The organism is Sphingobium sp. BHU LFT2 (assembly GCF_018604485.1).
In the GTDB taxonomy this organism is placed as follows: domain Bacteria; phylum Pseudomonadota; class Alphaproteobacteria; order Sphingomonadales; family Sphingomonadaceae; genus Sphingobium; species Sphingobium yanoikuyae_A.
The window spans coordinates 273832-299616 of sequence record NZ_JAFCGW010000004.1; the positions used below are offsets into that span (position 1 = coordinate 273832).

At 65.8% G+C, this 25785-nt stretch carries 15 protein-coding genes; 4 read left to right on the top strand and 11 right to left on the bottom strand.

All coding sequences use genetic code 11. The features are described 5' to 3' along the window. Nucleotides 1-3: 3 nt before the first annotated feature. Entirely contained in the window at nucleotides 4-1656 is a 1653-nt protein-coding gene (locus tag JQK15_RS10760) for an FAD-dependent oxidoreductase (RefSeq protein ID WP_214865433.1), read from the top strand. On the opposite strand, the gene JQK15_RS10765 is transcribed toward JQK15_RS10760, so the two are convergent. Next, on the bottom strand, nucleotides 1622-2086 hold the full coding sequence (locus JQK15_RS10765) for a MarR family winged helix-turn-helix transcriptional regulator (RefSeq protein WP_214865435.1): 465 nt from the start codon (nucleotides 2084-2086) through the stop codon (nucleotides 1622-1624). The two genes, JQK15_RS10760 and JQK15_RS10765, sit on opposite strands and share 35 nt — an antisense overlap. 128 nt (nucleotides 2087-2214) lie before the next feature. On the opposite strand from JQK15_RS10765, the gene JQK15_RS10770 reads away from it, so the two are divergent. After that, a complete protein-coding gene (locus JQK15_RS10770) occupies nucleotides 2215-2643 on the top strand; it encodes an organic hydroperoxide resistance protein (RefSeq protein ID WP_214865436.1) in 429 nt (142 codons plus the stop codon). Nucleotides 2644-2700: 57 nt separating this feature from the next. Here JQK15_RS10770 and putA read toward each other — a convergent pair whose 3' ends face one another. Further along, on the bottom strand, nucleotides 2701-6309 hold the full coding sequence (gene putA, locus JQK15_RS10775; protein WP_214865438.1) for a trifunctional transcriptional regulator/proline dehydrogenase/L-glutamate gamma-semialdehyde dehydrogenase: 3609 nt from the start codon (nucleotides 6307-6309) through the stop codon (nucleotides 2701-2703). Nucleotides 6310-6407: 98 nt separating this feature from the next. On the opposite strand from putA, the gene JQK15_RS10780 reads away from it, so the two are divergent. Beyond that, nucleotides 6408-6893, top strand: a complete 486-nt coding sequence (locus tag JQK15_RS10780) for an Lrp/AsnC family transcriptional regulator (RefSeq protein WP_214865440.1) — start codon at nucleotides 6408-6410, stop codon at nucleotides 6891-6893. Here JQK15_RS10780 and JQK15_RS10785 read toward each other — a convergent pair. From JQK15_RS10785 to JQK15_RS10825, 9 genes are all read right to left on the bottom strand, one after another. Beyond that, nucleotides 6890-7093: a hypothetical protein gene (locus JQK15_RS10785; RefSeq protein WP_069337557.1), complete on the bottom strand. Its 204-nt coding sequence runs from the start codon at nucleotides 7091-7093 to the stop codon at nucleotides 6890-6892. The genes JQK15_RS10780 and JQK15_RS10785 overlap by 4 nt on opposite strands. A 76-nt stretch (nucleotides 7094-7169) precedes the next feature. Then, entirely contained in the window at nucleotides 7170-8399 is a 1230-nt protein-coding gene (locus JQK15_RS10790) for an SGNH/GDSL hydrolase family protein (RefSeq protein ID WP_214865443.1), read from the bottom strand. Nucleotides 8400-8791: 392 nt separating this feature from the next. Then, a complete protein-coding gene (locus tag JQK15_RS10795) occupies nucleotides 8792-11656 on the bottom strand; it encodes a TonB-dependent receptor (RefSeq protein ID WP_169861460.1) in 2865 nt (954 codons plus the stop codon). A 133-nt stretch (nucleotides 11657-11789) separates the two neighbouring features. Further along, the gene (gene galB, locus JQK15_RS10800) at nucleotides 11790-14471 is read right to left on the bottom strand and encodes a beta-galactosidase GalB (RefSeq protein ID WP_214865445.1); all 2682 of its coding nucleotides are present in this window, start codon (nucleotides 14469-14471) and stop codon (nucleotides 11790-11792) included. An 11-nt stretch (nucleotides 14472-14482) separates the two neighbouring features. Next, on the bottom strand, nucleotides 14483-15943 hold the full coding sequence (locus JQK15_RS10805) for a mannitol dehydrogenase family protein (RefSeq protein WP_214865447.1): 1461 nt from the start codon (nucleotides 15941-15943) through the stop codon (nucleotides 14483-14485). Between the two features lie 4 nt (nucleotides 15944-15947). Next, entirely contained in the window at nucleotides 15948-17222 is a 1275-nt protein-coding gene (locus JQK15_RS10810) for an MFS transporter (protein WP_214865449.1), read from the bottom strand. A 138-nt stretch (nucleotides 17223-17360) separates the two neighbouring features. Continuing rightward, nucleotides 17361-18572: a D-mannonate dehydratase ManD gene (gene manD, locus JQK15_RS10815; RefSeq protein ID WP_004211435.1), complete on the bottom strand. Its 1212-nt coding sequence runs from the start codon at nucleotides 18570-18572 to the stop codon at nucleotides 17361-17363. 86 nt (nucleotides 18573-18658) lie between these two features. Beyond that, a complete protein-coding gene (locus JQK15_RS10820; protein WP_214865451.1) occupies nucleotides 18659-21037 on the bottom strand; it encodes a glycoside hydrolase family 3 N-terminal domain-containing protein in 2379 nt (792 codons plus the stop codon). Nucleotides 21038-21040: 3 nt separating this feature from the next. Then, entirely contained in the window at nucleotides 21041-23365 is a 2325-nt protein-coding gene (locus tag JQK15_RS10825) for a glycoside hydrolase family 3 N-terminal domain-containing protein (RefSeq protein ID WP_251007710.1), read from the bottom strand. Nucleotides 23366-23566: 201 nt separating this feature from the next. Here JQK15_RS10825 and JQK15_RS10830 point away from each other — a divergent pair, with 201 nt between their 5' ends. After that, on the top strand, nucleotides 23567-25711 hold the full coding sequence (locus tag JQK15_RS10830) for an alpha-glucuronidase family glycosyl hydrolase (RefSeq protein ID WP_214865455.1): 2145 nt from the start codon (nucleotides 23567-23569) through the stop codon (nucleotides 25709-25711). The last annotated feature ends 74 nt before the right edge of the window (nucleotides 25712-25785 follow it).

Consider the following 25785-nt stretch of genomic DNA (forward strand, 5'->3'; position numbering starts at 1 on the left):
GCGATGGAGACGATCGGGCGCGATCTGCGGGAAATGCAGCGTGTGCCGCTGACGGCCGAGCATGTCGCGGCGCTGCGGGCCGAGGGCAGCGAGGCCATCTATCCCGCCGGCACCTATATCGTCCGGCCCGGCGACCCGGTCGACCGCTTCATCTATGTCGAGGATGGCGAGATCGAGGTGGTCAATCCGTTCGGCGAGGAACGGCATGTCCCCTCCACCATCGGCCCGACCCAGTTCATGGGCGAGATTTCCTTCCTGGGCGGCGGCAGCTGGTCTATCCCGATGCGGGCAGCGCGCGATACCCGCGTGCTGGAAGTGCCGCGCCCGGCGATGCTACGGCTGATGGCGGCGATCCCGGAAATGTCGGACATCATCATCACCGTGCTGGCGGCGCGACGCCGGCGGCAGCTCGACATGGGCGACAGCACCCTGGTGCTGATCGGCGAGGATGAGGATCGGGCGGTGCGCTGCATCGCCGAGTTCGCCAGCCGCAACCGCCTGCCCTACACATCCCATGCGCTGGGCAGCGACGACGCCCGGCGGGTTGCCGCCAGTTGCGGGGCGCGGGCGGACCAGCCCGCCGTAATCTTCGGTCGCGACAATGTCGTTGCCGATCCCACCCCCGAGAAGGTCGCCCGGCTGTTCGGCCTCGACCGCGGCTTTACCGAGAATGAGACGGTCGACCTGCTGATCGTGGGCGGCGGACCAGCCGGCGTGGCGGCCGCCGTCTATGCCGGGGCCGAAGGGCTGAACGCGCTGGTGGTGGAGGATATCGCGATCGGAGGCCAGGCGGGGACGTCGAGCCGGATCGAAAATTATATGGGCTTTCCCACCGGCATATCCGGCGCCGACCTGGTCTGGCGCGGCGAGGTGCAGGCGATGAAGTTCGGCACCCGCTTCCTGATGCCGCGCCGGGTGACGGCGCTGGAGGAAGCCGGCGACGGCCATTATTGCGGCGTCTTCGACAATGGCCAGCGCATCTGTGCGCGCGCGGTGCTGGTCGCGACCGGCGTGGAATATCGGCGCCTGCCGATTAACCGGCTCGCCGATCTGGAGGGCGCCGGCATCTATTATGCCGCGACCGAGAATGAGGCCCGCTATTGCCGCCAGGCCGAAGCCGTCGTGGTCGGCGGCGGCAACAGCGCCGGCCAGGCGGCGATGTTCCTCAGCCGCAGTGCGCGCCATGTCCATCTGCTGGTGCGCGGGCCTTCGCTCGCCCTGTCGATGTCCAGTTACCTGTCGAGCCGGCTGGAGGCCGACCCGGCGATCAGCATCCATTATGACACCGAAATTGACAGTTTGCATGGCGATGTGCAGCTCGACGCGGTAACCATCCGTCACGCCGACGGCAGCGCGCGCGAGATCGCCTGCTGCGCCCTGTTCATCATGGTCGGCGCGGCGCCCAATACCGGCTGGCTGTCGGGACTGGTGGCGCTCGACGACAAGGGGTTCGTGCTGACCGGCGATGCGGTCGAGGCCCCCTCCCCCTATGAAACCTCACGCGCCGGCATCTTCGCGGTCGGCGACGTACGCGCCGGATCGGTGAAGCGCGTCGCCTCGGCCGTGGGCGAAGGATCGGTCGTGATCTCGCGCATCTGGAGTCATGTGAATGACGGGTCGGTCAGGCCGCGCGCTGCAGCTTCTCCCGCAGCGTGACCAGCGACTGGTTGATCGCAGCGATTTCCTCGATCGAGATGCCGACGGCCTCCATCAGTTCGGCCGGGACGCAGGTTGAGACGTCCTGCGCCACCGACTGGCCATGCTGCGTCAGGCGCACCCGCACCACACGCTCGTCGGCGGTGTCGCGCTGACGGGTGACGAGGCCCGCCGCCTCCAGCCGCTTGATCAGCGGGGTCAGCGTGTTGGATTCGAGGAAGAGCTGACCGCCCAGTTCGCCGACCGTCTGGTCGTCGCGCCGGGCCAGCGCCACCATCACCAGATATTGGGGATAGGTAAGACCGTACCGATCCAGCAGCGGCTTGTAGAGCCGGTTGAAGGCAAGCCCGGTCGAATAGACGCCGAAGCAGAGAAAATCGTCGAGCGCGCCGCGCGCGGTATCTTGGGTGGTCATGGCGGGGGTGGTCATGGCGATACTCCTTGGCCCGAAATATAAATCGCACGCGATATGATCGCAAGGGTTGACGACTCAGATCGGCAGGCACATATAGATCGCACGCGATTTAATCGCAGATGATTAAATGAAAGGACCGATCGATGAGCAGCAAGATCCTCTATTCCACCAGCGCCACCGCAACCGGCGGCCGCGACGGCAAGGCCGCAACCACCGATGGCAGCTTCGCGGTGACGCTGGGCACGCCCAAGGAACTGGGCGGCAATGGCCAGGGCAATAATCCCGAACAGCTGTTCGCGTCGGGCTATGCCGCCTGCTTTCTGGGCGCGATGAAGTTCGCCGCCAGCCAGGACAAGGATCTGCCCCGCGTGCCCGCCGACGCCAGCGTCACCGCCACGGTCGGCATCGGCCCGCGCAGCGACAAGGGCTTTGGCCTGGACGTCGCGCTGGAAATCAGCCTGCCGGGCGTCGACAAGGCGGCGGTCGAGGCGCTGGTCGCCGAAGCGGACACGATCTGCCCCTATTCGCACGCCACCCGCGGCAATATCGACGTGCGCCTGAGCGTCGCCTGACGCACGGCAATCCGCGACGAGAAAAAGGGCGGCCTGTGCGGGCCGCCCTTTTCATTATCAGCCGATCATCATCAGGCTGGCATTGCCGCCCGCGGCGGTCGTGTTGATGGAGGTCGACACCTCCTCCAGCAGCCAGTCGAGATGCCAGGCGCGCTCGTCGCCGGGCGCGGCTGCGTGGACGGTGACGATCGGCCCGTCCAGTTCGGCCACCGCCTGGGTAGCGGCGAGGATCTGGTCGGCGTCCCCCTCCACCAGCATCGCGGCAAAGGGCGCATCCGGCTGGGCGAGGAAATGGGCGGCGACGCTGGCGGGCAGGCCCTGCGGCAACCGAGCGCCCTCGATCACGGCGCGGTTGCCAGTCGCCAGCACGGCGGCCATCTGGGCGAGCAGGCCGCGCCGCGTGCCCGGACGCAGCAGCAGCAGGCCGCGCGGATGCAGCGCATAGAGGTTGGTCTCGCCGACCGGGCCGGGCAGCGCCAGTTCGACGCCGAGCGCCGACGCATCACCATAATGGCGCGCAACCGCTGCCGCCTCATGATCGTCCTGTGCTTCCAGCCAGCTGACGAAATCATGGATCGGCGAAGCGAGATAGCCGACCCGCTCGGCAAAGACCGGCGCCGTGCGGGTCAGGCGGCCGAGATAGAGCGGCCCGCCCGCCTTGGGTCCGGTGCCCGACAGGCCGCGCCCGCCGAACGGCTGAACCCCGACGATCGCGCCGATGACGTTGCGGTTCATATAGATATTGCCGGCCTTCACCCGCGCGGTGACGCGCGCCACCGTCTCGTCGAGACGAGTGTGCAGGCCGAAGGTCAGGCCATAGCCGGTGGCGTTGATCGCATCGACCAGCGCATCCATCCGCTCGCGGCGGAAACGGATGACGTGCAGCACCGGGCCGAATATCTCGCGGGTGAGGTCGGCGATGCTGTCGAGTTCGATGATGGTCGGCGCGACGAAGGTGCCGTGCGCCGCCTCCTCGGGCAGGTCCTGCTGCTCGACCTTGCGGCCGAGCGCGCGCATCGCGGCGATATGCTGTTCGATGCCCGCCTTCGCCTCGGCCGTGATGACCGGGCCGGTGTCGACCGCGAGCCGATCGGTGCGGCCGATGCGCAATTCCCTGAGCGCGCCCTTCAGCATGGAGAGGGTGCGATCGGCGACATCCTCCTGCAGGCACAATATGCGCAGCGCCGAGCAGCGCTGGCCGGCGCTGTCGAAGGCGGAGGCGATGACGTCGGCCACCACCTGTTCCGCCAGCGCCGAACTGTCGACGATCATCGCATTCTGGCCGCCGGTTTCGGCGATCAGCGGGATCGGCTTGCCGGCGGGCGACAGGCGGGTGGCAAGCTGGCGCTGGATGAGGCGAGCAACCTCAGTCGAGCCGGTGAACATGACGCCCGCCGTTTCCGGCGCGGCGACCAGCGCGGCGCCGATGCGGCCGTCGCCGGGCAGCAGTTGCAGCGCGTCGCCGGGCACGCCGGCGTCATGCAGCAGGCGGACGGCTTCGGCCGCGATCAGCGGTGTTTCCTCGGCGGGCTTGGCCAGCACCGGATTGCCCGCGACCAGTGCGGCCGCGACCTGTCCGGTGAAGATGGCAAGCGGGAAGTTCCAGGGGCTGATGCAGACAATCGGCCCCAGCGGCGTTTGGTCCGGGCCGAAGGTGCCGCGCGCCTGCGCCGCATAATAGCGCAGGAAGTCGATCGCCTCGCGCACTTCGGCAATGGCGTTGGGCAGCGACTTGCCGGCTTCGCGCATGATGAGGCCGAGCAGCACCGGCATCCGGTCCTGCATCGCGTCGGCCGCCCGATCCAGCAGGACGGCGCGATCGGCGACGGGCGTGTTGGGCCAGCAGGCGTTGGCGGCGCGGATCGCGGCGGCGCGAGCGTGATCCGCGCTCGCTTCCCACACGGTGCCGACGATGTCGCGATGGTCGGCGGGGTTGCAGACCGGGCGCGCTTCCCCTTCCCCGCCCTCTGGCGCGGCGGCCCAGGCGATGGTCGCGCTGTGCTGCAGCGCCTGTGTCAGCTTAGCTAGCGCGCCTTCATCGCTGAGGTCGATGCCATCGGAATTGCGGCGATCGGGATAGAGGCCGGCGGGCGCGGCGATCTGGTCGTGCCGGGCGCCGGGATGCGGCATGGCGCGGACGATCTCGACCGGGTCGGCGATCATCTCCTCGATCGAGACATCGGGATCGGCGATGCGGTTGACGAAGCTGCTGTTCGCGCCATTTTCCAGCAGGCGGCGGACCAGATAGGCGAGCAAGGTCTCATGCGTGCCGACCGGCGCATAGATGCGGCACGGGCGGTCGAGCTTGTCCTTGCCGACGACCTGTTCATAGAGCGGCTCGCCCATGCCGTGCAGGCACTGGAACTCATATTTGCCGATCGCGAAGTCCGGCCCGGCCATCTGGTAGATGGTGGCGAGAGTCTGGGCATTATGCGTCGCGAATTGCGGGAAGACCGCGTCGGGCGCGGCCAGCAGCTTCCTGGCGCAGGCGACATAGGCGACGTCGGTATGGACCTTGCGGGTATAGACCGGAAAATCGGCGAGGCCATCGACCTGCGCGCGCTTGATCTCCGCATCCCAATAGGCGCCCTTGACCAGACGCACCATCATCCGGCGATTGGCGCGACGGGCGAGGTCGATGATCCAGTCGATGACGAAGGGGCAGCGCTTGCCATAGCCCTGGACGACGAAGCCCAGGCCATCCCAGCCGGCAAGGTCGGGATCAAGCGCCAGGCTTTCGAGCAGGTCGAGCGAGAGTTCGAGCCGGTCGGCTTCCTCCGCGTCGATGTTGAGGCCGATGTCGTAGCGCTTCGACAGCAGCGCGAGTTGCTTAACCGCCGGCAGCAATTCGCCCATCACCCGGTCGGCTTGCGCGCGAACGTAGCGCGGATGGAGCGCCGACAGCTTGATCGAGATGCCGGGGCCGGCATAGATGCCGCGACCGGCCGACGCCTTGCCGATGGCGTGGATCGCCTTTTCATAATCGGCATAATAGCGCGCCGCGTCGGCAGCGGTGGTCGCCGCCTCGCCCAGCATGTCATAGCTGTAGGCGAAGCCCTTGGCCTCCAGTTCCTTGGCGCGCTTGACCGCTTCCTTGATCGTCTCGCCAGTGACGAACTGTTCGCCCATCATCCGCATGGCGAGATCGACGCCGCGACGGATCACCGGTTCGCCGGCGCGGGCGACCAGACGGGCGAGCGCTGCTGCGAGGCCGCGATCATCGACGCTGCCGACCAGCTTGCCGGTGACGACCAGACCCCAGGTCGCGGCGTTGACGAACAGCGACTTGCCGCCGCCCAGATGCGAGCTCCAGTCGCCGTCGGCGATCTTGTCGCGGATCAGGGCATCGCGCGTGTCATTGTCGGGGATGCGCAGCAGTGCTTCGGCGAGGCACATCAGCGCCACGCCCTCCTGACTGGAGAGCGAATATTCCTGGACCAGCCCTTCGACCCCGGTGCCCTTGTGATTGGCGCGCAGGGTGGTGACCAGATGGCGCGCCGTGTCCGCCACGGCGGCGCGGGTGGCGTCGGGCAGGGTCGCCGCGTCGAGCAGCGGGGCAAGGCACTCGGCCTCGTTCCGGCGATAGGCGGCGGTGATCGCCTGGCGCAGCGGCGACTGATCGCGGATGGCGGGGGCGAAGGCGGCAAAGGGATGCTGGTCGGTCATGCGACCAGAATATCCGATTGGCGCATTTCATTCCGTCTTATGAATGCCCCGATAAATGCCAAAGTGACTTATTAATGGCAGCATGATAGGAAAATTGCATGAGCAACAAGCCTGCTATGGTCGAAATGGATGAGTTCGACCGGCGTATCATCGCCGCGCTGGTCGAGGATGGCCGCATAACCGTGACCGATCTGGCCGCCAGCGTCGGCCTGTCCAAGACACCCTGCCAGGTGCGGTTGAAGCGGTTGCAGGAGAGTGGCGTCATTCGCGGCTTTCGCGCGATCGTCGATCCGGCCAAGCTGGGGATGGACCATGTCGCCTTTACCGAGGTGAAGCTGAGCGACACGCGAGAGAGCGCGTTGCGCGAGTTCAATGCGGCGGTGCGGCGCATCCCGGAGGTCGAGGAATGCCATATGCTGGCGAGCAATTTCGACTATCTGCTCAAGGTCCGCACGTCCGATATTCGCCGCTATCGCATGGTGCTGGGCGAGAAGATTTCCGCCCTGCCCCACGTCGCCAGCACATCGACCTTCGTGGCGATGGAGACGGTGCTGGAATCCGGCAGCAAGCGGCCGCGCCGTTAACGCGGGACCGAAGGCCCTTCCACCCGGATGCCGCGCCGCTGAAGCTCGGCCCGCGCCGCCTTCTGATGCGGGGTCAGGCGCTGATAATCGGTGGTCGAACGCCAGATGTCGAGCACATCCTGATCACTGCGAAACGCGACGTCCGCCTCTGCATTGGCATAGTCCTGCAGACGATATTTCCTCGGCGCTTTTTCGATCACCCGTCATCCCTTTCGCGGGAGACGTAGCGGATTTTACGTAAAAGCCGCGTGATGGCGATCACGCGGTTAAGGCGTGTTAATCAAACAGGGTCAGCGGCACGGCGTCACCCATGGCGCGATAGCCGGCCGGATTGGGATGGAGCGCATCGCCGCCATCATAAGCGGGCAGCAGCCGGTCCGGCCGCGCAGGATCGCGGGCGGCACGGTCGAAATCGACCAGCCCGTCAAAATGGCCCGGCGCGCGGATCCAGGCATTGACCGCCTGCCGGTCCGCCTCATTCTGGGCATCGGCATGATAATAGGCATTGCCGACGAAGGGCATGATGGTGGCGCCGATCACCTTGATCCCGCGCGCATGGGCGCGGGCGATGATCTGGCGATAGGCGCCGATGATGCGGGCGACATGGGCCTTGTGATCCGCGACACTGACCGGCGCGTCGCGAGTCAGGGTGCCAAGATCATTGACGCCTTCCAGCAGGACCAGATGGGTGACGCCGGGCTGGGCCAGCACATCGCGGTCGAGCCGGGCCAGCGCATTGGGGCCAAGCCCGTCGTTCAGCAGGCGGTTGCCGCCGATCCCCTGATTGACGACGGCGATGTCGCGGCGCTTGGGATCGGCCTGCAACCGCTGGGCGAGCCGGTCGGTCCAGCGATCATTGCCGTTGGTGGTCGAACCCTTGCCATCGGTGATGGAGTCGCCCAGCGCCACGACCAGCCGTGCGGGCGCGCAGCGTTCGACCTCCAGCGCGGCGAGATTGAACCAATGATCGAACGAGGCGGCGCCCGCCATCGCCGTGTCGGTCAGATGATCGCCGGGCAGATGCCAGGAAGTGGCGCGCGAGCCGGGATGCGAAGTCTGTTCCGGTTCGCCCTGATAGCGGATGGTGATGGCGATATTGTCGAGCGCGGCAACCGGGAGCGATACCGGGTCGGAGAGATAATCGGCACCCGCGGGCACGGTCAGGTCCGGGCTGCCATCGAAGCGCAGCGAAATGAGCGTGCCGGGATCGATCGCCGGCGATGAGCTGGTAGTGGCACGGGCGATGCTGACGCCGGCAATATGGAGCGGCGCCGTACCGGCGAGGTTGGAGATGCGCACCCGCAGCCGTTCCCCGGCGATCGAGGGACGGACGATCTGGCGCAGCGACTGGTCCTTGAGCGTGCCGGCCGGCAGTGCCGCGTCGCCGGTCGGGCGGAATTGCGAGGAGGCCCAGCCCGGCACCCAGGTCGGCGTGCAGGTCTTTGCCGTGACGGGCTGGGACAGCAGCAGGGCCAGCGGCAGGCTGGCGAGCAAGGGACGGATCATCGGCTTCCTTTCGGTCGGGGATGGCGGGCGGCGCGTCCCCCAAAATGGGCATATGAGGGTCACTGAATCGAAGTTCACAGTGTCGTGCGGCAGGCGTTGACGCATTTCCGCGCCTTTCCGAGTTTGCCGCGACCTGCAACGCGCCGGTGACGCGACACCAGGGTCACAGCCACGCGCCAGTGACACGCCCATAAGGCGACAGGGACGCGACGACCGGGTCACGACGAGGTCATGGCAAAGGCGTCCGCGAAGACGGGTTCATGGCCAAGGGTAGACCAAATATCCTCCAACATTGGAAGGCCCCTGCCCTATGCCGAGCCGCGGTCCCAACCACTTCCAAGAAAAAGGGCCGGCGTTGCCGCCGGCCCTGTCAGTGCATCCCTGGGGGAGGATCAGAAGTTGGCCCGGATACCGGCCAGCACGGTGCGACCGGGATAATAGACCGAATAGGCCGCGTTCGAATATTCGAAGGTGGTGCGGATCGGCTCGTCGGTGATGTTCAGCACATCGAGCGTTAGGCGCAGCGCCTTGTTGAAGAAGGGCAGCTGATAGCCGGCCGACATGTCGAGCTGGCCACGGGCGTCGGACTTGAGGTCGGCGCCGTTGATGCCGTTCTGCGGACCGTTCACGGCGATCGCCTCGTCATTCCAGACATAGTTCACGCTGACCGACAGACCGCCATTTTCATAGAAGCCCTGCAGGTTGTAGCTCCAGGGCGACACGCCGGTCGCGACCAGACCCGAGGAGGAGGACTGCTTCAGGTAAGTGCCGTTGGCCGAGAAGCCGAGGCCCTTCACCAGGAAGTCGAGCGGCTGGACCCAGGTCGCTTCGATACCCTTGATCTTGAGATCGCGCAGGTTGACCGGACGGTTCACGGTGATCGGCAGCTGAGCGACCGGGATGCCGGTCTGGAGCGACCGGTCGTTGAGGGCGTTCTGCTGCGTCGAGATCAGGCTGTCGAACGGAATGTTGAGCGACCCGAAGGCAACCTGTTCGGAGGTGGTGACGGTGAAGCCCTGGATATTCTTCATGAACAGCGACACGCCGACATAACCGATGCCGCCGGTGTAGATTTCGCCGCCCAGGTCATAATTGTCCGAGGTGTAGGGCTTGAGGTTCGGATTGCCCGCCGTGGCAGTCAGCGCCGAAGGATCGGAGAAGGTGATGCCCGGCAGGATCGCGCCGGCATCCGGGCGGGTCATCGTCCGCGAGGCCGACGCACGCAGCTTCACATTGTCGGCGACATCATAGGTCAGATTGATCGACGGCAGGAAATTCTCGTAGGTCGAGGACGAGGTGATGTCGACGATCTCCGTGCCGACCTGGCTCGGTCCGACGACCAGCTGGTCGGTGTGGGCGTAGCGCATGCCGGTGTTGATGTGCAGGTCGCGGCCGGCAATGGTCGTGACGCCGTTCAGTTCGAAATAGGCACCCCAGACCTTTTCATCCATGTCGCCGGTCGCACCGCCGGTGACGGCCCCGCGCGCCTCGGGCGCGCTGTCGCGATAGCTGGCATAGTTGGTGGCCTGCTTGAGCGCATCGAAGTCCGGCACGATGAAGCCGGCGGTCGAGGAACTGCGCAGATACTGAGCGATGGCGCTGGTCGGCACGGTGCCGGTGGCGCCGGTGCAGCCAGTGCCGCAGACCGACAGCTGATAGGCGGTGCTGTTGTCATAGGCGCGGATCGAACGGGTCGCCTGATCATAGGCGCCGCCGACCTTCACGTTGAACATGTCATCGCCATAGGTCACGTCGAGATGCGCGCCCTTGGTCTCTGTCTTGCGACGGACCAGCTGGATATTCTGGCGATACCATTGCCAGCTGCCATTGTTCGGATCGTTGAGGTCGAGATTGCTGGTGATCGACGGATAGTCGCCACCGGTATTGTCATAATAGGTTTCGACGCCCGACTGCGGCGTGGTCTGGAACGCCCAGGTCGGCTGTTCGCGGAAGAAGCGGCTCTTCGACCAGTTGGCGCTGAGGTCGACCTTCAGATCCTCGGTCGGCTGCCAGCTGACGCTCGGGTTGACGTTCCAGAATTTGGTCGTCTGCTTGAACAGGCTGGCTTCGAGGAAATAGGAGGAGTTGGCGAAGGTGCCGCTGGTGACGACGCCATTGTCATCGACGGTCAGGTCGATCGGCACCATGCCACCAGTCGACTGGGCGCTGGTGCCCGGCCCCGAGTTGCGGACCTGCCAATTCATGTTGACCTTGCTGTAATCACGCTTGGACTTGGCCCAGATGCCGTCCAGGGCGAAATGCAGCTCGTCCGACGGGCGCCATTCGAGCGAGGCCAGCGCCGAGATGCGCGAGCGATCGCCTTCGGTCAGGCTCTTGCGGCCGAGACGCGGGATCAGCGCGGTGCTGAGCTGGTCGCGGGTCAGGCCAGAAGTGGCGACGACATCGACCGGCTGGCCGGCGACCAGGCCATGGCCGGTATTGTTGGGAACGACCGAGGCCCAGGAGAAATTATTGCCGCCGGCGTCGCCGGTGCCGAGATTACCGTCGGTCCAGCCGACCGATTCAAAGCCATCGACGCGGGTCTTGGTCTTCACCCCGGCAACGCCGACGAGGATGCCGAACGTGTCGGTGGTGTGGCTGGCGACGATCGCGCCGCGCGGGCTGAACTTGTCGTTATTGTCGGTATATTGGCCCTGCGCCACGACGGTGACATGGGTGCCTTCCTTGTCGAAGGGACGGGCATTGCGCAGGTTGACGGTGCCGGCGATGCCGCCTTCGAGCGTCGAGGGCGACGGGCTCTTGGCGAGGTCGAGGCGGGTGAAGAGTTCCGACGGGAAGAAGTCGAGATCGACTTCGCGGTTGGCGCTGCCGCCGTTAGTGCCGCCATCCGATGCGACCTGAAGCTGCGAACCGTTGAGCAGCACGCGGGTGAAGCTGGGGCCAAGGCCGCGGATCGCGACCTGGGTGCCTTCGCCGTTGATGTCGCGATTGAGGCGCACGCCGGGCATGCGGTTCAGCGTTTCAGCGAGGTTGGTGGCGGGCAGCTTGCCGATATCTTCCGCGAAGATCGAGTCGCCAAACGCAACCGCATTCTTCTTGGCGTTGGTGGCGCTTTCCAGCGAGGCGCGGATACCGGTGACGACGATGTCGGCGGTTTCGCTGTCCTGCGGCGCGGCGGCGGTTTCGGCCGGTGCAGCGGCATCCTGCGCGGCGGCGGCCTGGGCCAGGCCCAGCGCGCCGAAGGCGGATGCGGCGAACAGGGCCGCACGGATATTATGGTGGCGTGAAACGTTCATACAACCTCTCCCCGAGCGCTGCCCCCGACTATCCGGTGGGCGTATCTGGTAGCGCTATCAGATGCAGACCAATAAAGTGCCCGTCCCAATTGTCAAGATATGGGACGGGTGAAAATGGTAACGTTATTAATTTTCAGCGGACTGTGGCATTTGTGCTGATGACGGCCTGCGCCGCGGTCAGGCCCGGCGCGCTGGCGCGGACGGTTACCCGCCCCTTCTCGCCCGGCTTGGCCTTCACGATCACCAGCGCCAGGCCATTGAAAGCCTTGCGATCTTTCGACGGAAAGGCGGTCAGATCGGTCGGGTCGCCATTGTCGGTGGCAATGATCTCGCCCGGTCCCTCGATCGAGAAGCGGATGTCCTGCTTGGCGGCCGGGACGACATTGCCGTCCTTGTCGAGGACCTTGAGCGTCACGAAACTGAGGTCGCGACCATCATCGGCAATGGCGCTGCGATCGGCGGTCAGCGACAGTTTCGCCGCCTCGCCCACGGTACGGATCGTCTCGGTCGCCCAGGGCTGGCCCTTCTTCCAGGTAACGACCTTCACCTCGCCCGGTTCATAGACGACATAGTCCCAGCGGAAGCGATATTCATAATCGCGCTTCTTGACCTTGCCCTGCGACTTGCCGTTGACGAACAGCTCCGCCTCGTCGGCCGAGGAAAAGACATGGACGGGCGTGATCTGGCCGACGCGGTCCGGCCAGGTCCAGTGCGGCAGGATATGCGCGAATTTGAGGTCGGGCCGCCAGCGCGCCTGGTAGAGCCAGAAGCGGTCCTTGGGGAAACCGGCGAGATCGAGGATGCCGGAATAGGAACTGCGCGACGTGTAATAGGGGGTCGGTTCGCCGAGATAATCGAAGCCGGTCCAGACGAACTCGCCCGCGACATAGGGGTTCTGGTCATCGGCGGCCCAGACCCGATCGGGCGAGGAGCCGAAATCGGCGGCATGCATCTCATAGGCGGACACCTGATGCGTGTCGGGATTGCCGCCCGACCAGGGACGGACCGGCCCGCTGATCGCGCCGGCGACCGGGAACATATATTCGCCGCGGCTGGAAAGGGCCGAGGCGCTTTCGGTGGACAGGATGAGCTTGTCCGGGAATTTCGCGCGGAAGGCGGGATATTGGCCGACGATGCCGCGAATGCCGGCGCCCTGATAATTGAGGCTGATGACGTCCACGGTGGTCGGCAGCAGCATGTCCGCCTTGGCATAGTTCATCGCGCTGGTGGCGGGACGGGTCGGGTCTTCCTGATGGGCGATGGCGACCAGTTCGCGGCCGATCTTCGCCCCCGCCTCGCCATCATATTGTTCGCCGACCTCGTTGCCGATGCTCCAGATGATGATCGAGGGATGGTTGCGGTCGCGGCGCAGCATGGCGCGCGCGTCGGCCTCATGCCAGTCGGGGAAGATCAGGTGGAAATCGTGCGGGGTCTTCTTCTTTTCCCAGCTGTCGAACACTTCGTCCATCACCAGGAAGCCCATGCGGTCGGTGAGTTCGAGCAGTTCGGGCGCGGGCGGATTATGACTCATGCGCACGGCGTTGGTGCCCATGTCGCGCAATATTTCGAGCTGGCGCTCGGCCGCGCGGGCGTTGAAGGCGGCGCCGATCGCGCCGAGATCATGATGATTGTTGACGCCGCGCAGCGGGATCTGCTCGCCATTGACGATCACGCCCTTGTCGGGATCGAACTTGATGTCGCGCACGCCGAAGCGGGTCTCGTAGCTGTCGATCAGCTTGCCGCCCTGGGTCACGGTCGAGACGGCGACATAGCGGTTGGGCGCTTGCGTGGGCGGCGGCCCCCAGAGGCGCGGGTTGCTGAGGATCGTGCTGCCCTTCAGCTCCGCCTTGCCATGGGGGGCGATGCTGGTGGACTGGCGGGCGATGTTGGCGACGGGGCGGCCGATGCGCTTGCCGCTGGCGTCGATCGCATAGAAAGCGGTCGCGACCTCGACCTGCGCCGGGGTGTCGCCGTCATTGTCGAGGGTGAGGCTGAGGTCGACGCTGGCCTGTGCCTTGCTGACCTGCGGTGTGCGGACGATGCTGCCCCACTGGCCGACATGGACCTTGTTGGTGGTGGTGAGATAGATGTCGCGATAGAGGCCGCCGCCCGGATACCAGCGGGCCGAGGCCTGGGGATTGTCGAGCCGGATCACCAGCTGGTTCTGCCCGCCCGGCACCGCATAGGGGGTAAGGTCGAGGCGGAAGCTGTTATAGCCATAGGGCCAGCCGCCGACGAGCCGACCATTCAGCCAGACGGTGGCGTAGGACATCGCCCCTTCGACATCGAGGAAGATCGACTTGCCCTTGTCGCTGGCGGGGATGGTCAGCGCCTTGCGATACCAGCCAATGCCCCAGCTGGGCAGGCGGCCCATGCCGCCATAGGGGCCGTCCTTGATGAAGGGGTCAGCGATCGCCCAGTCGTGCGGCAGGTCGACATGGGTCCAGCCGCTGTCGTCGAAGCCGGGCTGGACATAGGAGACGGTGCCGCCAGGATTGCCGGCGGGGCGGACATGATGTTTGGCGGGATCGGCGATGAAGGGGTTGGCGCTGGGCAGGATCCAGGGTTTCAGCACGCGGGCGCCGCTATCGTCCACCTGCACCGCCGCGTCGGGACGGGCGTCGGCCACCTTGCCGTCGCCGGCATCCTCGATCGGCGGACGGACATCATAGCGCAAATCCTCGGTCAGGCCGGCGGGATCGCCCTTGGTAAAGCGCCAGTCGCGGCTGATCGAGACGCTGTCGCGCGGCGCGGCCAGCAAGGTGGCCGGGCTGAGCAGACAGGAGGCGAGCAGGATGGTGCGCAGGGTCTTCATCAGCGGCTCCGTCAGAGCTGGGCGAGCGCGGCGCGGGCGCCGTCGGCTTCGAGGATGGCGAGCCAGCGGATCAGCGCGGCGCGGAAGACGGCATTGCCGGCAAGGTCGGCGGGCACCACGGCGTCGAAGGCGAGGATGGCGTCAACCCGTGCCTCTGTGGAAGGGGCGTCGGCAAGGCGGGCAGCGATGGCGGCGGCGAGCGGATCGTCGACGACATGGGCCTCGCCCCGATCATCGACACCGGCCTGCCAGCGGACCCAGGCGGCGACGGCGAGCGACAGGGCATCGATCCCCTGCCCTGCCGACAGCCGCGCGGCGATGGTTGCGAGCAGGCGCTGGGGCAGCTTCTGCGATCCGTCCATCGCGATCTGGCGAGTGCGATGCTGCAGGGTCGGATTGTCGAAACGCGCCATCAGCTCGCGGCGATAGGCGGCGACGTCCAGTTCGGGCGGCGGCGACAAGGTGGTCTGCGCCTCGTCCCACAGACTTTCGACGAAATGCCGGGCTTCGGACAGCGCCAGCACTTCGTGGACATGGTCGATGCCGGCGAGACCGCCGAGATAGGCGATGCCGCTATGCGCGCCGTTGAGCAGGCGCAGCTTCGCCTCCTCCCAGGGGGCGACGGCGGCGGTGACCTGAACCCCGGCGCCGAAATCCGGGCGCGGGCCGCAGAATTTATCCTCAATCACCCATTGCAGGAAGGGTTCGGTCTTGACCATGGCCTGGTCTTCCACCCCCAGCCGGTCGGCGAGCGCGGCGATGTCGGCGTCGGTGGTGGCGGGGACGATGCGGTCGACCATGGTTTCGGGGAAGGCCCCCTCCGCCGCGATCCAGTCGGCCAGCGCCGGGTCATGCCGCCCAGCGAGCGCGAGCACGGCGTTGCGCAGCCGGGTGCCATTGTGCGGCAGATTGTCGCAGCTGATCGCGGTAAAGGGCGGCAGGCCCGCGGCCCGTCGCGCGGCGAGCGCGGCGACGAGGAAGCCGGGCGCAGTCTGCGGCGCGGCGAGCGAGGCAAGGTCGGCGGCGAGCTGGGGATCGCCCTCGATCAGGGCGCCGGTCGCGGGGTCGAGCTTATAGCCCTTTTCGGTCACGGTGAGGGTGACGATATGGGTGTCGGGCGCGGCGAGCGCGGCGACCAATGCGGCCGGGTCTTCCGGCGCGACCAGCACCTCGCTGACCACGCCGATGATACGCGCCTGCTCGGCCGAACCATCGCGCACCAGCATGGTGTAGAGGCAGTCCTGCGGCATCATCTGGTCGCGCACGCCGGGCGAACGCAGCGACGCGGCGATCACGCCCCAGCGCAGGTCGCCGGCGGTCAGCGCATCATCGAAGATGACTGCCTGATGCGCGCGGTTGAAGGCGCCGATGCCGAGATGGACGACGCCGGGGCGGACCGCCGCGCGATCATAGCCGGGACGGACGATATCGGCGGGCAGGCCGGCGAGCGTGGCGGACGATAGACGGGTCACAGGATCAGGCAGCCTCTTGCGAGAGAGTCACGGGCGCATAGCGCGGGACGATAAGGTGCAGCACCAGCAGCGCCAGCAGATAGGCACAGGATGCGACGATGAAGATCGGCTGGAAGCTGCCGATGGTTTCCAGAATGATGCCGGCGAACTTGGCCATCAGCATGCCGCCGATCGCGCCGGCAAGACCACCAAGGCCGACCACCGACCCCGCCATCCAGCGCGGGAAGAGATCGCCCGGTAGCGCATACACATTGGCCGAAAAGCCCTGATGCCCGGCGCAGGCGAGGCCGATCAGGCCGACCGCGATCCACATGCTGGGCGCCTGTGCGGCAAAGGCGATCGGCAGGGCGCAAAGCCCGGCGCAGAACATCGCCGTCTTGCGGGCGCGGTTGATGGCCATGCCCCGGCCCATCAGCCGCGACGACAGCCAGCCGCCCGCGACCGAACCGACATCGGCCAGCAGATAGACGGCGATCAGCGGCGGGCCGAAGTCCAGCATCTTCACGCCATATTGCTTGTTGAAGAAATCGGGCAGCCAGAAGAGGAAGGTCCACCAGACCGGATCGATCAGGAAGCGCGAGGTCATATAGGCCCAGGTCTGGCGATAGCGGAACAGGGTGCGCCACTTGACCGGACGGGCCGGTTCCTGCGGGTCCGCCTCGATCCAGGCCAGTTCCTCGGCGCTCAGCCCCTTCTTTTCGCGCGGGCGGCGATAGAAGGTCAGCCAGGCGGCAAGCCAGAAGACCGTCAGCAGGCCGGTGAGGATGAAGGCCCAACGCCAGCCCAGCGTGACCGCAATGACCGGGACGATCAGCGGCGTCAGGATCGCACCGACATTGGAGCCGGCATTGAAGATGCCGATGGCGAAGGCGCGTTCCTTCTTGGGAAACCATTCATTGGTGGCGGCGATCGCCGCCGGGAAGGTGCCGGCCTCGCCGATCGCCAGCGGTATGCGGGCGAACAGCATGCCGGCGGTCGAGGTAAAGAAGATGTGCATGACATGGCCGACCGTCCACAGGCCGACCGCCAGCGCATAGCCGGCCCGCGCGCCGATCCGGTCGATCAGCCGGCCGAAGGCGACATAGGCGATGCCGTATCCGGCCTGGAACCAGATGGCGAGATCGGCATAGCCGCTCTCGCTCCAGCCATAGCGGGCCTGCAGATCGGGCTTGAGCGTCGGCAGGACAAGCCGGTCGATATAGCTCAGCACCACCGCCGCAAAGAGCAGGCCGCAGACGATCCAGCGGACTTTTCCGGACGGTTTGGGGATGGTGGTCATTGGCCACTCCGACAATGTTTCGTCATTCCCGCGAGCGCGGGAATCCACCTCCGGACCTCGCGATTGGGGCTATGGCAGGAGATGGATCCCCGCTTTCGCGGGGATGACGGAGTGGAGTGGCCAAAGCAGGTCAAGCGATCACCAGTTGAACATGGTGCCGTCTTCGAGCCGGTTCACCGGCAGGAAGGCACGATTATATTCATATTTGGCGGCCAGTTCCTCGTCGATGTCGACGCCCAGGCCCGGCTTGTCGCCCGGATGCATCGCGCCGTTTTCAAACGTATAGGCATGGGGGAAGACGGCGTCGGTTTCCGGCGTGTGGCGCATATATTCCTGCACCCCGAAATTGGGCACCGACAGGTCGAAGTGGAGCGCGGCGGCCATGCAGACCGGCGACAGGTCGGTCGCGCCGTGGCAGCCGGTGCGGACCTGATAGAGATCGGCGAGGTTCGCGATCTTGCGCAGATGGCTGATGCCGCCGGCATGGACCACGGTGGCGCGGATATAGTCGATCAGCTGGTTCTGGATCAGCTCGCGGCAATCATGGATCGAGTTGAAGATCTCGCCCACGGCCAGTGGCGTGGTGGTGTGCTGGCGGATCAGCTTGAACGCGTCCTGATTTTCCGCCGGGGTCGCATCTTCCAGCCAGAAGGGGCGATATTGTTCCAGATCCTTGCCCAGGCGACCGGCCTCGATCGGGGTCAGGCGATGATGGATGTCGTGCAGCAGATGCACGTCCCAGCCCAGCGCTTCGCGGGCCGCCTTGAACAATTCGGGGACGATGCGGAGATATTTGCTGGTGTTCCAGACATTTTCGGTCGGCAGGTCGGCGTCGGCGGGTTCATAGAAATATTTGTCCTTCGACACGCCATAGGTCGACGCCATGCCGGGGACGCCGCACTGGATGCGGATCGCCTTGTACCCCTGCGCCTGATATTCCAGCGCGACCTTGACCGTATCCTCGATCGTCGTGCCATTGGCATGGCCATAAACCATGACGCTTTCCCGGCTGGCGCCGCCGAGCAGCTGATAGACCGGCAGGCCGGCAATCTTGCCCTTGATATCCCAGAGCGCGGTATCGACGGCGGCGATGGCCGACATCGTCACCGGGCCGCGGCGCCAATAGGCGCCCTTGTAGAGATATTGCCAGATATCCTCGATCTGGTGCGCGTCCCGGCCGATCAGGCAGGGAATGACATGGTCCTGCAGATAGGAGGCGACGGAGAGTTCGCGGCCGTTGAGGGTCGCATCGCCCAGACCATAGACGCCCTCTTCGGTCTCGATCTTGAGGGTGACGAAATTGCGGCCAGGGCAGGTAACAATGACCTTGGCGCCGGTAATCTTGGGCATGGATGCTCCCCTAAAACTGGTATGACCAATCATGGCCATAGGCGATAATCAAATTTCCTTCAACGATATTGGTCAGGCCAATACCGTCAGGCGATCTCCAATGTAACCGTCTGAAGCGTGGCGCTGTCCGGCCCGACCATGATGTCGAACAGGCCGGGTTCGACCACTTCGCGCATGTCGAGATTCCACAGCGCGAAGGCCTCCGGGCCGATGGTCAGGCGCACGGTGCGGCTTTCGCCGGGCGCCAGCGCGATCCGTTCGAAGCCCTTCAATTCCTTGAGCGGGCGCGTGACCGAGGCGGTCTGGTCATGGACATAGAGCTGCACCACTTCCTCGCCCGCGACAGCGCCGATATTGCGGACATCGACCTCCACCGTCACGTCGCCGCCCACGCCGATGCGGCTGGCCGACAGGCGCGGCGGACCGAAGGCGAAATTGGTGTAGCTGAGGCCGAAGCCGAACGGGAAAAGCGGGCTGGCATCGGCGAAGAGATAGCCGCGCCGCGAGGATGGCTTGCGGTTGTAGAAGATCGGGATCTGGCCGGCGTCGCGTGCCACCGTGACCGGCAGCTTGGCACCCGGATTGACGTCGCCGAACAATATGTCGGCCATGGCCGTGCCGCCCTCCTGCCCCGGATACCAGCATTCGATCAGCGCATTGGCGCCATCGACCACGGCCGGATAGCTGGGCGGGCGACCGTTGATGGCGCACACCACCACCGGCTTTCCGGTCGCCTTCATCGCGGCGAACAGGTCATTCTGTTCGCCGACCAGATCGAGGCTGGTGCGGTCGCCCAGATGGTTTTTGGCAAAGCCTTCGCGGCTGGTCTGTTCGGTGTCGCCGATGGCCAGCAGGATGATGTCGGCGGTCTTCGCGACCTCGACCGCTTCGGCGATCAGCTGGCGGTTCTTCGCGGGGTCAGCCAGCAGCACTTCGTCCACCGAGCGGTCCTCGCTCTGGGTGATGAAGACGCCCTGGGCGTGGACGATGTCCGCCCGGTTGCCGAGCTTCGCCCTGATGCCGTCGAGCAGCGAGACCGCCTGGCGCGGGATCGAGGAATAGCCGCCCAGCCGCGCAATCGCGGCATTGGGGCCGATCACGGCGACCTTGCGATGGGCGCCGGGCTTGAGCGGCAAGGTGCCGTCATTCTTGAGCAGAACGATCGACTTGTGCGCCGCCTTGAGCGCGAGCGCGCGCGCCTCCGCATTGCCGGTGAGCGCATCATAGTCGCGACGCGGCCAGGGATTTTCGAACAGGCCCGCGCGGAACTTGAGCGTCAACATCCGCGTGCAGGCGAGGTTGACGGCCTCAAGAGGCACTTTTCCGGCGCGGACCTGGCCGACGAGCGTGCGATAGGCCAGGCCATCGGGCAGCTCGCAATCGACCCCGGCGCGGAGCGCGGCACGGGCCGTCGCCTCCAGGTCGGGCTGGACATGGTGGATGGTGTCGAGTTCGGGGACGGCGCCATAGTCGCTGACCACGGCGCCGTCGAAATGCCATTCGCCGCGCAAAATATCGCCGAGCAGCCACTTGTTCTGGTGGCTGGGGACGCCGTCAATCTCGTTATAGCTGGGCATGACGGCGGCGATGCCGGTGCGCTTCACCACCTGACGGAAGGGCGGGAAGAAATTCTCGCGCAGTTCGCGCTCGCTGATCGGCGCGGGCGCGATATTCTCGCCCGCCTGCGGCTGGCCATGGCCGGTCATATGCTTGAGCGTGGCCATGACCTTGTCCGGGCCGATCTGCTTGCTCTCGCCCTGCAGGCCCAGCACGGCAGCAACGCCCATCTCGCCGCAGAGATAGGGATCCTCGCCAAAGGTTTCCTCGATCCGGCCCCAGCGCGGGTCGCGGGCAATGTCGACCACCGGCGAGAGGGCGAGATGGACGCCGCGCGCGCGGACCTCCCGAGCGATAACCGACTGGACATCGGTCATCAGCTGGCGGTCGAAACTACCGGCAAGGCCGATCGCCATCGGGAACATGGTGGCGTCGGTCGCCATGTAACCGTGGAGCGATTCCTCGTGGAAGAGGACTGGGATGCCGAGGCGGGTGTCCTCCACCGCCCATTTCTGGACGGCGTTGATGAAGGCGACGGTATCGGCCGGGGTGCGCCAGCGCGCGCCGACGCCGCCGGCCTGGGTCGATCCATTGGGCGCGCCGCGCCGGTCGGACGGGCGGGTGATCTGGCCGAAGCTGGCCGGATAGGCCTTGCTCGCCTTGGCCGGCGAGAAGGTGAGATCATCCATGATGTCGGCCTTGGTCGCCCAGAGCGCGATGATCTGGCCGACCTTTTCCTCCAGGGTCATGCGGCCGAGCAGGTCGCGCACGCGCAGGTCGATGGGGGCGGTCGCATCCTTGTAGAGCGGACCGCCCTTCCCCTTCGCCGCCAGCGGGGCGGCGGCGAGCGCGGAGGTGGAGGCGAGCAGACCAAGGGCCTGGCGGCGGGCGAAGCGGGTCGTCATCATGGCTTATTGCACCGTCAGGGTAGTGGACTGGAGCGCGACCGAGCTGTTGCCGGTCATGATCTCGAAATCGCCGGGTTCGACGACGCGGTGCATCTGGTCGTTCCACATCTGCAGCGCCTCGGGACCGACAGTGAAAGTGACGGTGCGGCTCTCGCCGGGTTTCAGCGTGATGCGCTGGAAGCCCTTCAGCTCCTTGACCGGGCGGGTGACCGAGCTGACCTTGTCGCGGATATAGAGCTGGACGACCTCGTCCCCTTCGCGCGCGCCGGTATTGCGGACATCGACCGAGACGCTGGTCTTGCCGCCGGTGCCGATCTTGGTGGCGGAGAGGCGCGGCGCCGACAGGCTGAAGCTGGTGTAACTGAGGCCGAAGCCGAAGGGATAGAGCGGGTCGGTGGTGTCGAACAGATAGCCGCGCCGGGCCGAGGGCTTCATATTGTAGAAGAGCGGCAACTGGCCGGCCGAGCGCGGGACGGTGACAGGCAGCTTGCCGCCCGGATTGACATCGCCGAACAGGATGTCGGCCACGGCATTGCCGCCCTGCTCGCCCAGATACCAGCCTTCCAGGATGGCATTGGCCTGTTCGCTGACCTTCACCGTGGAAGCGGGACGGCCGTTGATGAGGACGACGGTGATCGGCTTGCCCAATGCCTTCAATGCATCGAACAGCTCCTGCTGCTCGCCGACGAGGTAGAGGCTGGGGCGGTCGCCCAGATGATTGTCGGCCCAGCCCTCGCGGCTCGACTGTTCGGTGTCGCCCAAGGTCAGGATGATGCGGTCGACATTGCGCGCCGCCTCGACCGCCTGCGCGATCAGCTTGCGATTTTCGGCCGGGTCCGACTTGGTGACGCTGTCGGCCCACCAGTCGTCATCCTCGGTGATCTTCACGCCCTGGGCGAAGACGATGTTCGCCTTGGCGCCGACCCGCGCCTTGATCCCTTCGAGGATCGAGACGCTGTGCGGCGGCTGGCCATAATAGCCGCCCAGCCGCGCGACCGCCGCGCTGGGGCCGATCACCGCGATCGTGCCTTCGGGCTTCAACGGCAGCATGCCGTCATTCTTGAGCAGGGTGATCGACCGCTGCGCGGCGGTGCGGGCGAGCGCGCGGGCATCTTCATTATTGGTGATCGCGGCGGCCGCATTGGCGTCGGCATAGGGATTTTCAAACAGGCCGGCGCGGAACTTCAGCTCCAGCATGCGCCGCACGGCGAGATCGACCTTCGCCTCGCTGACCTTGCCCTCGCGCACCAGCTTGCCGAGCGAGGCGTAGGACAGGCCCTCGGGCAGGTCCGCATCGACGCCGGCATCGAGCGCGCGCATCGCCGCCTCTTCCAGATTGGCGGCGATATGATGGATGCTCATCAGCTGGTCGACGGCCGAATAATCGGAGACGACGGCGCCGCGAAAGCCCCACTCTTCGCGCAGGATATTTTCCAGCAGCCAGCGATTGGCGTGGCTGGGCACGCCGTCAATCTCGTTATAGCTGGCCATCACCGCCTCGATGCCGGTGCGCTTCACCACCTGTTCGAAGGGCGGGAAGAAATTCTCGCGCAGTTCGCGTTCCGACACCGGCGCCGGGCCGATATTGGTGCCGCTTTCGGGCTGGCCATGGCCGGTCAGATGCTTGAGCGTGGCGAAGACATGGCCGGGGCGCAGCAGGCGCGAACGGCCAACGCCCTGAAGCCCCTCCACCGCCGCAACGCCCATTTCGCCGACCAGATAGGGATCCTCGCCATAGGTTTCCTCGATCCGGCCCCAGCGCGGGTCGCGGGCGATGTCGACCACCGGCGAGAGCACCATCGGCACGCCGCGCGCGCGGATTTCGCGGGCGATCACCTGATTGACCTGGCGCAGCATGGCCGGATCCCAGCTCGACGCCATGGCGATCGACTGGGGGAAGCTGGTGGCGCCGACGGCGGCATAGCCGTGTAGCCCTTCCTCATGGAACAGGATCGGGATGCCGAGCCGGGTCTGCGTCACCGCCCATTTCTGCAGGCCATTGACCAGCGCCACGGTGCGGCGCGGATCGCGACCGGGCACGACGCGCGGGCTGAAACTGCCGCGCCCGTCCGACGGACGGGTGAAATGGCCGATGCCGTTGGGGAAGGTCGGGCTGAGCTTGCTGGGGTCCAGTTCGCCCTGCGCGTCCAGCAGCTTCACCTTGTCGGTCCAGACGGTGGTGATCTGGGCGATCTTTTCATCCAGCGTCATGCGCGACAGCAGATCATCGACGCGCGCCTCGATCGGGGCGGACGCATCCTTGTAGAGCGGGCGGGCCGACTGGCCGGTCGCGGGCGCGGCCGTAACGGACGTGAGCGGCGCCGCCATCACCAGCGACAGCGCTGATGCTGCGCACAAAAACTGAACTGACCGGATCACGACGCCCCTCTCCAATTTTGTCGCGGCTTTCCTTTTTGCTTGCCGCCGATCAACTGATAGCGTTACCATCACAACCCAAGAGCAGCTTGTCAATGCCACCGTTGGCAATGCACCAAAAAATTGCCTGCGGGCCAAGGGGGAGAGGACCGAATGTTTGCGCGCCTATTTTGCTGGATCATGGCCAGCGCCCTTTTGATCGGCGCGCCCCGCGCGCTGGCGGAAGACGGTTATGATCTGTGGTTGCGCAATGCGCCGGCCGATGCCGCCGCTGCCCAACAGATTGGGGCCAACGCGCGCAGCATTGTCGGCGGGGCCAGCCCTACCCTGATGATCGCAAGGCGGGAATTGCAGCACGGCATTGCCGGGCTGACCGGCACCACCGTGCCCCTGACAGCAACAGTGCAGCAAGGTGCGATCCTGCTGCAATCGGCCGCGCAGCAGGACAAGCCATCGGTGCCGACCGACGGGCTGGGCGCAGACGGCTATGCGATTCGCACCATGACGGTCGCGGGCAAGCCGGTGACGGTGATTGCCGGCGCGACCGATGTCGGCGTGCTGCACGGCGCCTATGCCTGGCTGCGCCTTGCCCGCACCGGCGCGGCGCTCGACCGGATCGATATGCGCAGCGCGCCGCGCATCGGCCTGCGCCTGCTCAACCATTGGGACAATCTGGATGGCACGGTCGAGCGCGGCTATGCCGGCCAGTCGATCTGGGACTGGTGGCGCCTGCCCGATTATAAGGGGCCGCGCTATACCGACTATGCCCGCGCCAATGCCTCGCTGGGCATCAACGGCACGGTGCTCAACAATGTGAATGCCAAGTCGGACAGCCTGACGGCGGCCTATATCGCCAAGGCGGCGGCGCTGGCCGACCTGTTCCGCCCCTATGGCATCAAGGTCTATCTGTCGGTCAAATGGACCGCACCGATGGAACTGAATGGCCTGAAAAGCGCCGATCCGCTCGACCCGGCGGTTGCCGCTTGGTGGAAGGCCAAGGCCGACGAAATCTACAAGGCGATCCCCGATTTCGGCGGTTTCCTGGTGAAGGCGAACAGCGAGGGCCAGCCCGGCCCGCAGGATTATAAGCGCACCCATGCCGACGGCGCCAACATGCTGGCGGCCGCGGTCAAGCCGCATGGCGGCATCGTGATGTGGCGCGCCTTCGTCTATGCCCATGACAATCCCGACGATCGCGCCAAGCAGGCCTATAGCGACTTCAAGCCGCTCGACGGCCAGTTTGCCGACAATGTCATCGTCCAGGTGAAGAATGGCGCGATCGACTTCCAGCCGCGCGAACCCTTCCACCCGCTGTTCGGCGCGATGCCCAAGACGCCGCTGATGATGGAATTCCAGATCACCAAGGAATATCTGGGCCAGTCGACCCACCTTACCTATCTCGGCACGCTGTTCGAGGAGACACTGAAGAGCGATACGCTGGCCAGGGGCAAGGGATCGACCGTCGCCAAGGTGATCGACGGATCGCTGGAAGGCCACAAGCTGACCGGCATCGCCGGGGTCGCCAATATCGGCGTCGACCGCGACTGGAGCGGGTCGATCTTCAACCAGGCGGACTGGTATGCGTTCGGTCGCATGGCGTGGGACACCGACCTGACCGCCGAGGCTGTCGCGCGCGAATGGGCGGCGCAGACCTTCTCCCCCGATCCCAGGGTGGTTGCACCGATCGTCGCGATGATGATGGGATCGCGCGAGGCGGCGGTCGACTATATGACGCCGCTGGGCCTGGCCCATATCATGGGCACCGGCCATCATTATGGCCCCGCCCCCTGGGTGTCGGAACTGGCACGGCCCGAATGGAACCCGGTCTATTATCACAAGGCCGACAGGCAGGGCATCGGCTTTGACCGGACCAGGACGGGCAGCAATGCCGCCGGCCAATATGCGCCGGCGCTGGCGAAGCAACTGGACAATCCGAAGACCACGCCGGAACGCGAGCTACTGTGGTTCCACCACCTGCCCTGGGATTATCGCCTGCAATCGGGCGAGACGCTGTGGGACGGCCTCATCCATCATTATGACCGGGGCGTCGAAACGGTGGCAGCGATGCAGCGGGACTGGGCCAAGCTGAAGCCCCAGGTCGATGCCGAGCGCTTCGCCCAGGTCGAGACCTTCCTGGCGATCCAGCATCGCGAAGCGCAATGGTGGCGCGACGCCTGCATCGCCTATTTCCAGTCGGTGTCCGGCCGCCCCCTGCCCGCCGGCAGCGCGGCGCCCGCACATCCGCTCGACTGGTACAAGGCGCTGAGCTTCCCCTATGCGCCGGGGCATCCGAAATGAGATTTTACTTAAGCTTGCGCAATGATCCCGCTAGCAGAGAGGTTTAGTCCCATGTCGAAGGCCCCGAAAAACTG

Coding starts and splice junctions, on each gene's coding strand:
- JQK15_RS10760 (WP_214865433.1), top strand. CDS start 4: ATGGAGACGATCGGGCGCGATCTGCGGGAAATGCAGCGTGTGCCGCTG.
- JQK15_RS10765 (WP_214865435.1), bottom strand. CDS start 2,086: ATGACCACCCCCGCCATGACCACCCAAGATACCGCGCGCGGCGCGCTC.
- JQK15_RS10795 (WP_169861460.1), bottom strand. CDS start 11,656: ATGAACGTTTCACGCCACCATAATATCCGTGCGGCCCTGTTCGCCGCA.
- JQK15_RS10790 (WP_214865443.1), bottom strand. CDS start 8,399: ATGATCCGTCCCTTGCTCGCCAGCCTGCCGCTGGCCCTGCTGCTGTCC.
- JQK15_RS10810 (WP_214865449.1), bottom strand. CDS start 17,222: ATGACCACCATCCCCAAACCGTCCGGAAAAGTCCGCTGGATCGTCTGC.
- JQK15_RS10830 (WP_214865455.1), top strand. CDS start 23,567: ATGTTTGCGCGCCTATTTTGCTGGATCATGGCCAGCGCCCTTTTGATC.
- JQK15_RS10770 (WP_214865436.1), top strand. CDS start 2,215: ATGAGCAGCAAGATCCTCTATTCCACCAGCGCCACCGCAACCGGCGGC.
- putA (WP_214865438.1), bottom strand. CDS start 6,309: ATGACCGACCAGCATCCCTTTGCCGCCTTCGCCCCCGCCATCCGCGAT.
- JQK15_RS10780 (WP_214865440.1), top strand. CDS start 6,408: ATGAGCAACAAGCCTGCTATGGTCGAAATGGATGAGTTCGACCGGCGT.
- JQK15_RS10825 (WP_251007710.1), bottom strand. CDS start 23,365: ATGGCGGCGCCGCTCACGTCCGTTACGGCCGCGCCCGCGACCGGCCAG.
- JQK15_RS10820 (WP_214865451.1), bottom strand. CDS start 21,037: ATGATGACGACCCGCTTCGCCCGCCGCCAGGCCCTTGGTCTGCTCGCC.
- manD (WP_004211435.1), bottom strand. CDS start 18,572: ATGCCCAAGATTACCGGCGCCAAGGTCATTGTTACCTGCCCTGGCCGC.
- galB (WP_214865445.1), bottom strand. CDS start 14,471: ATGAAGACCCTGCGCACCATCCTGCTCGCCTCCTGTCTGCTCAGCCCG.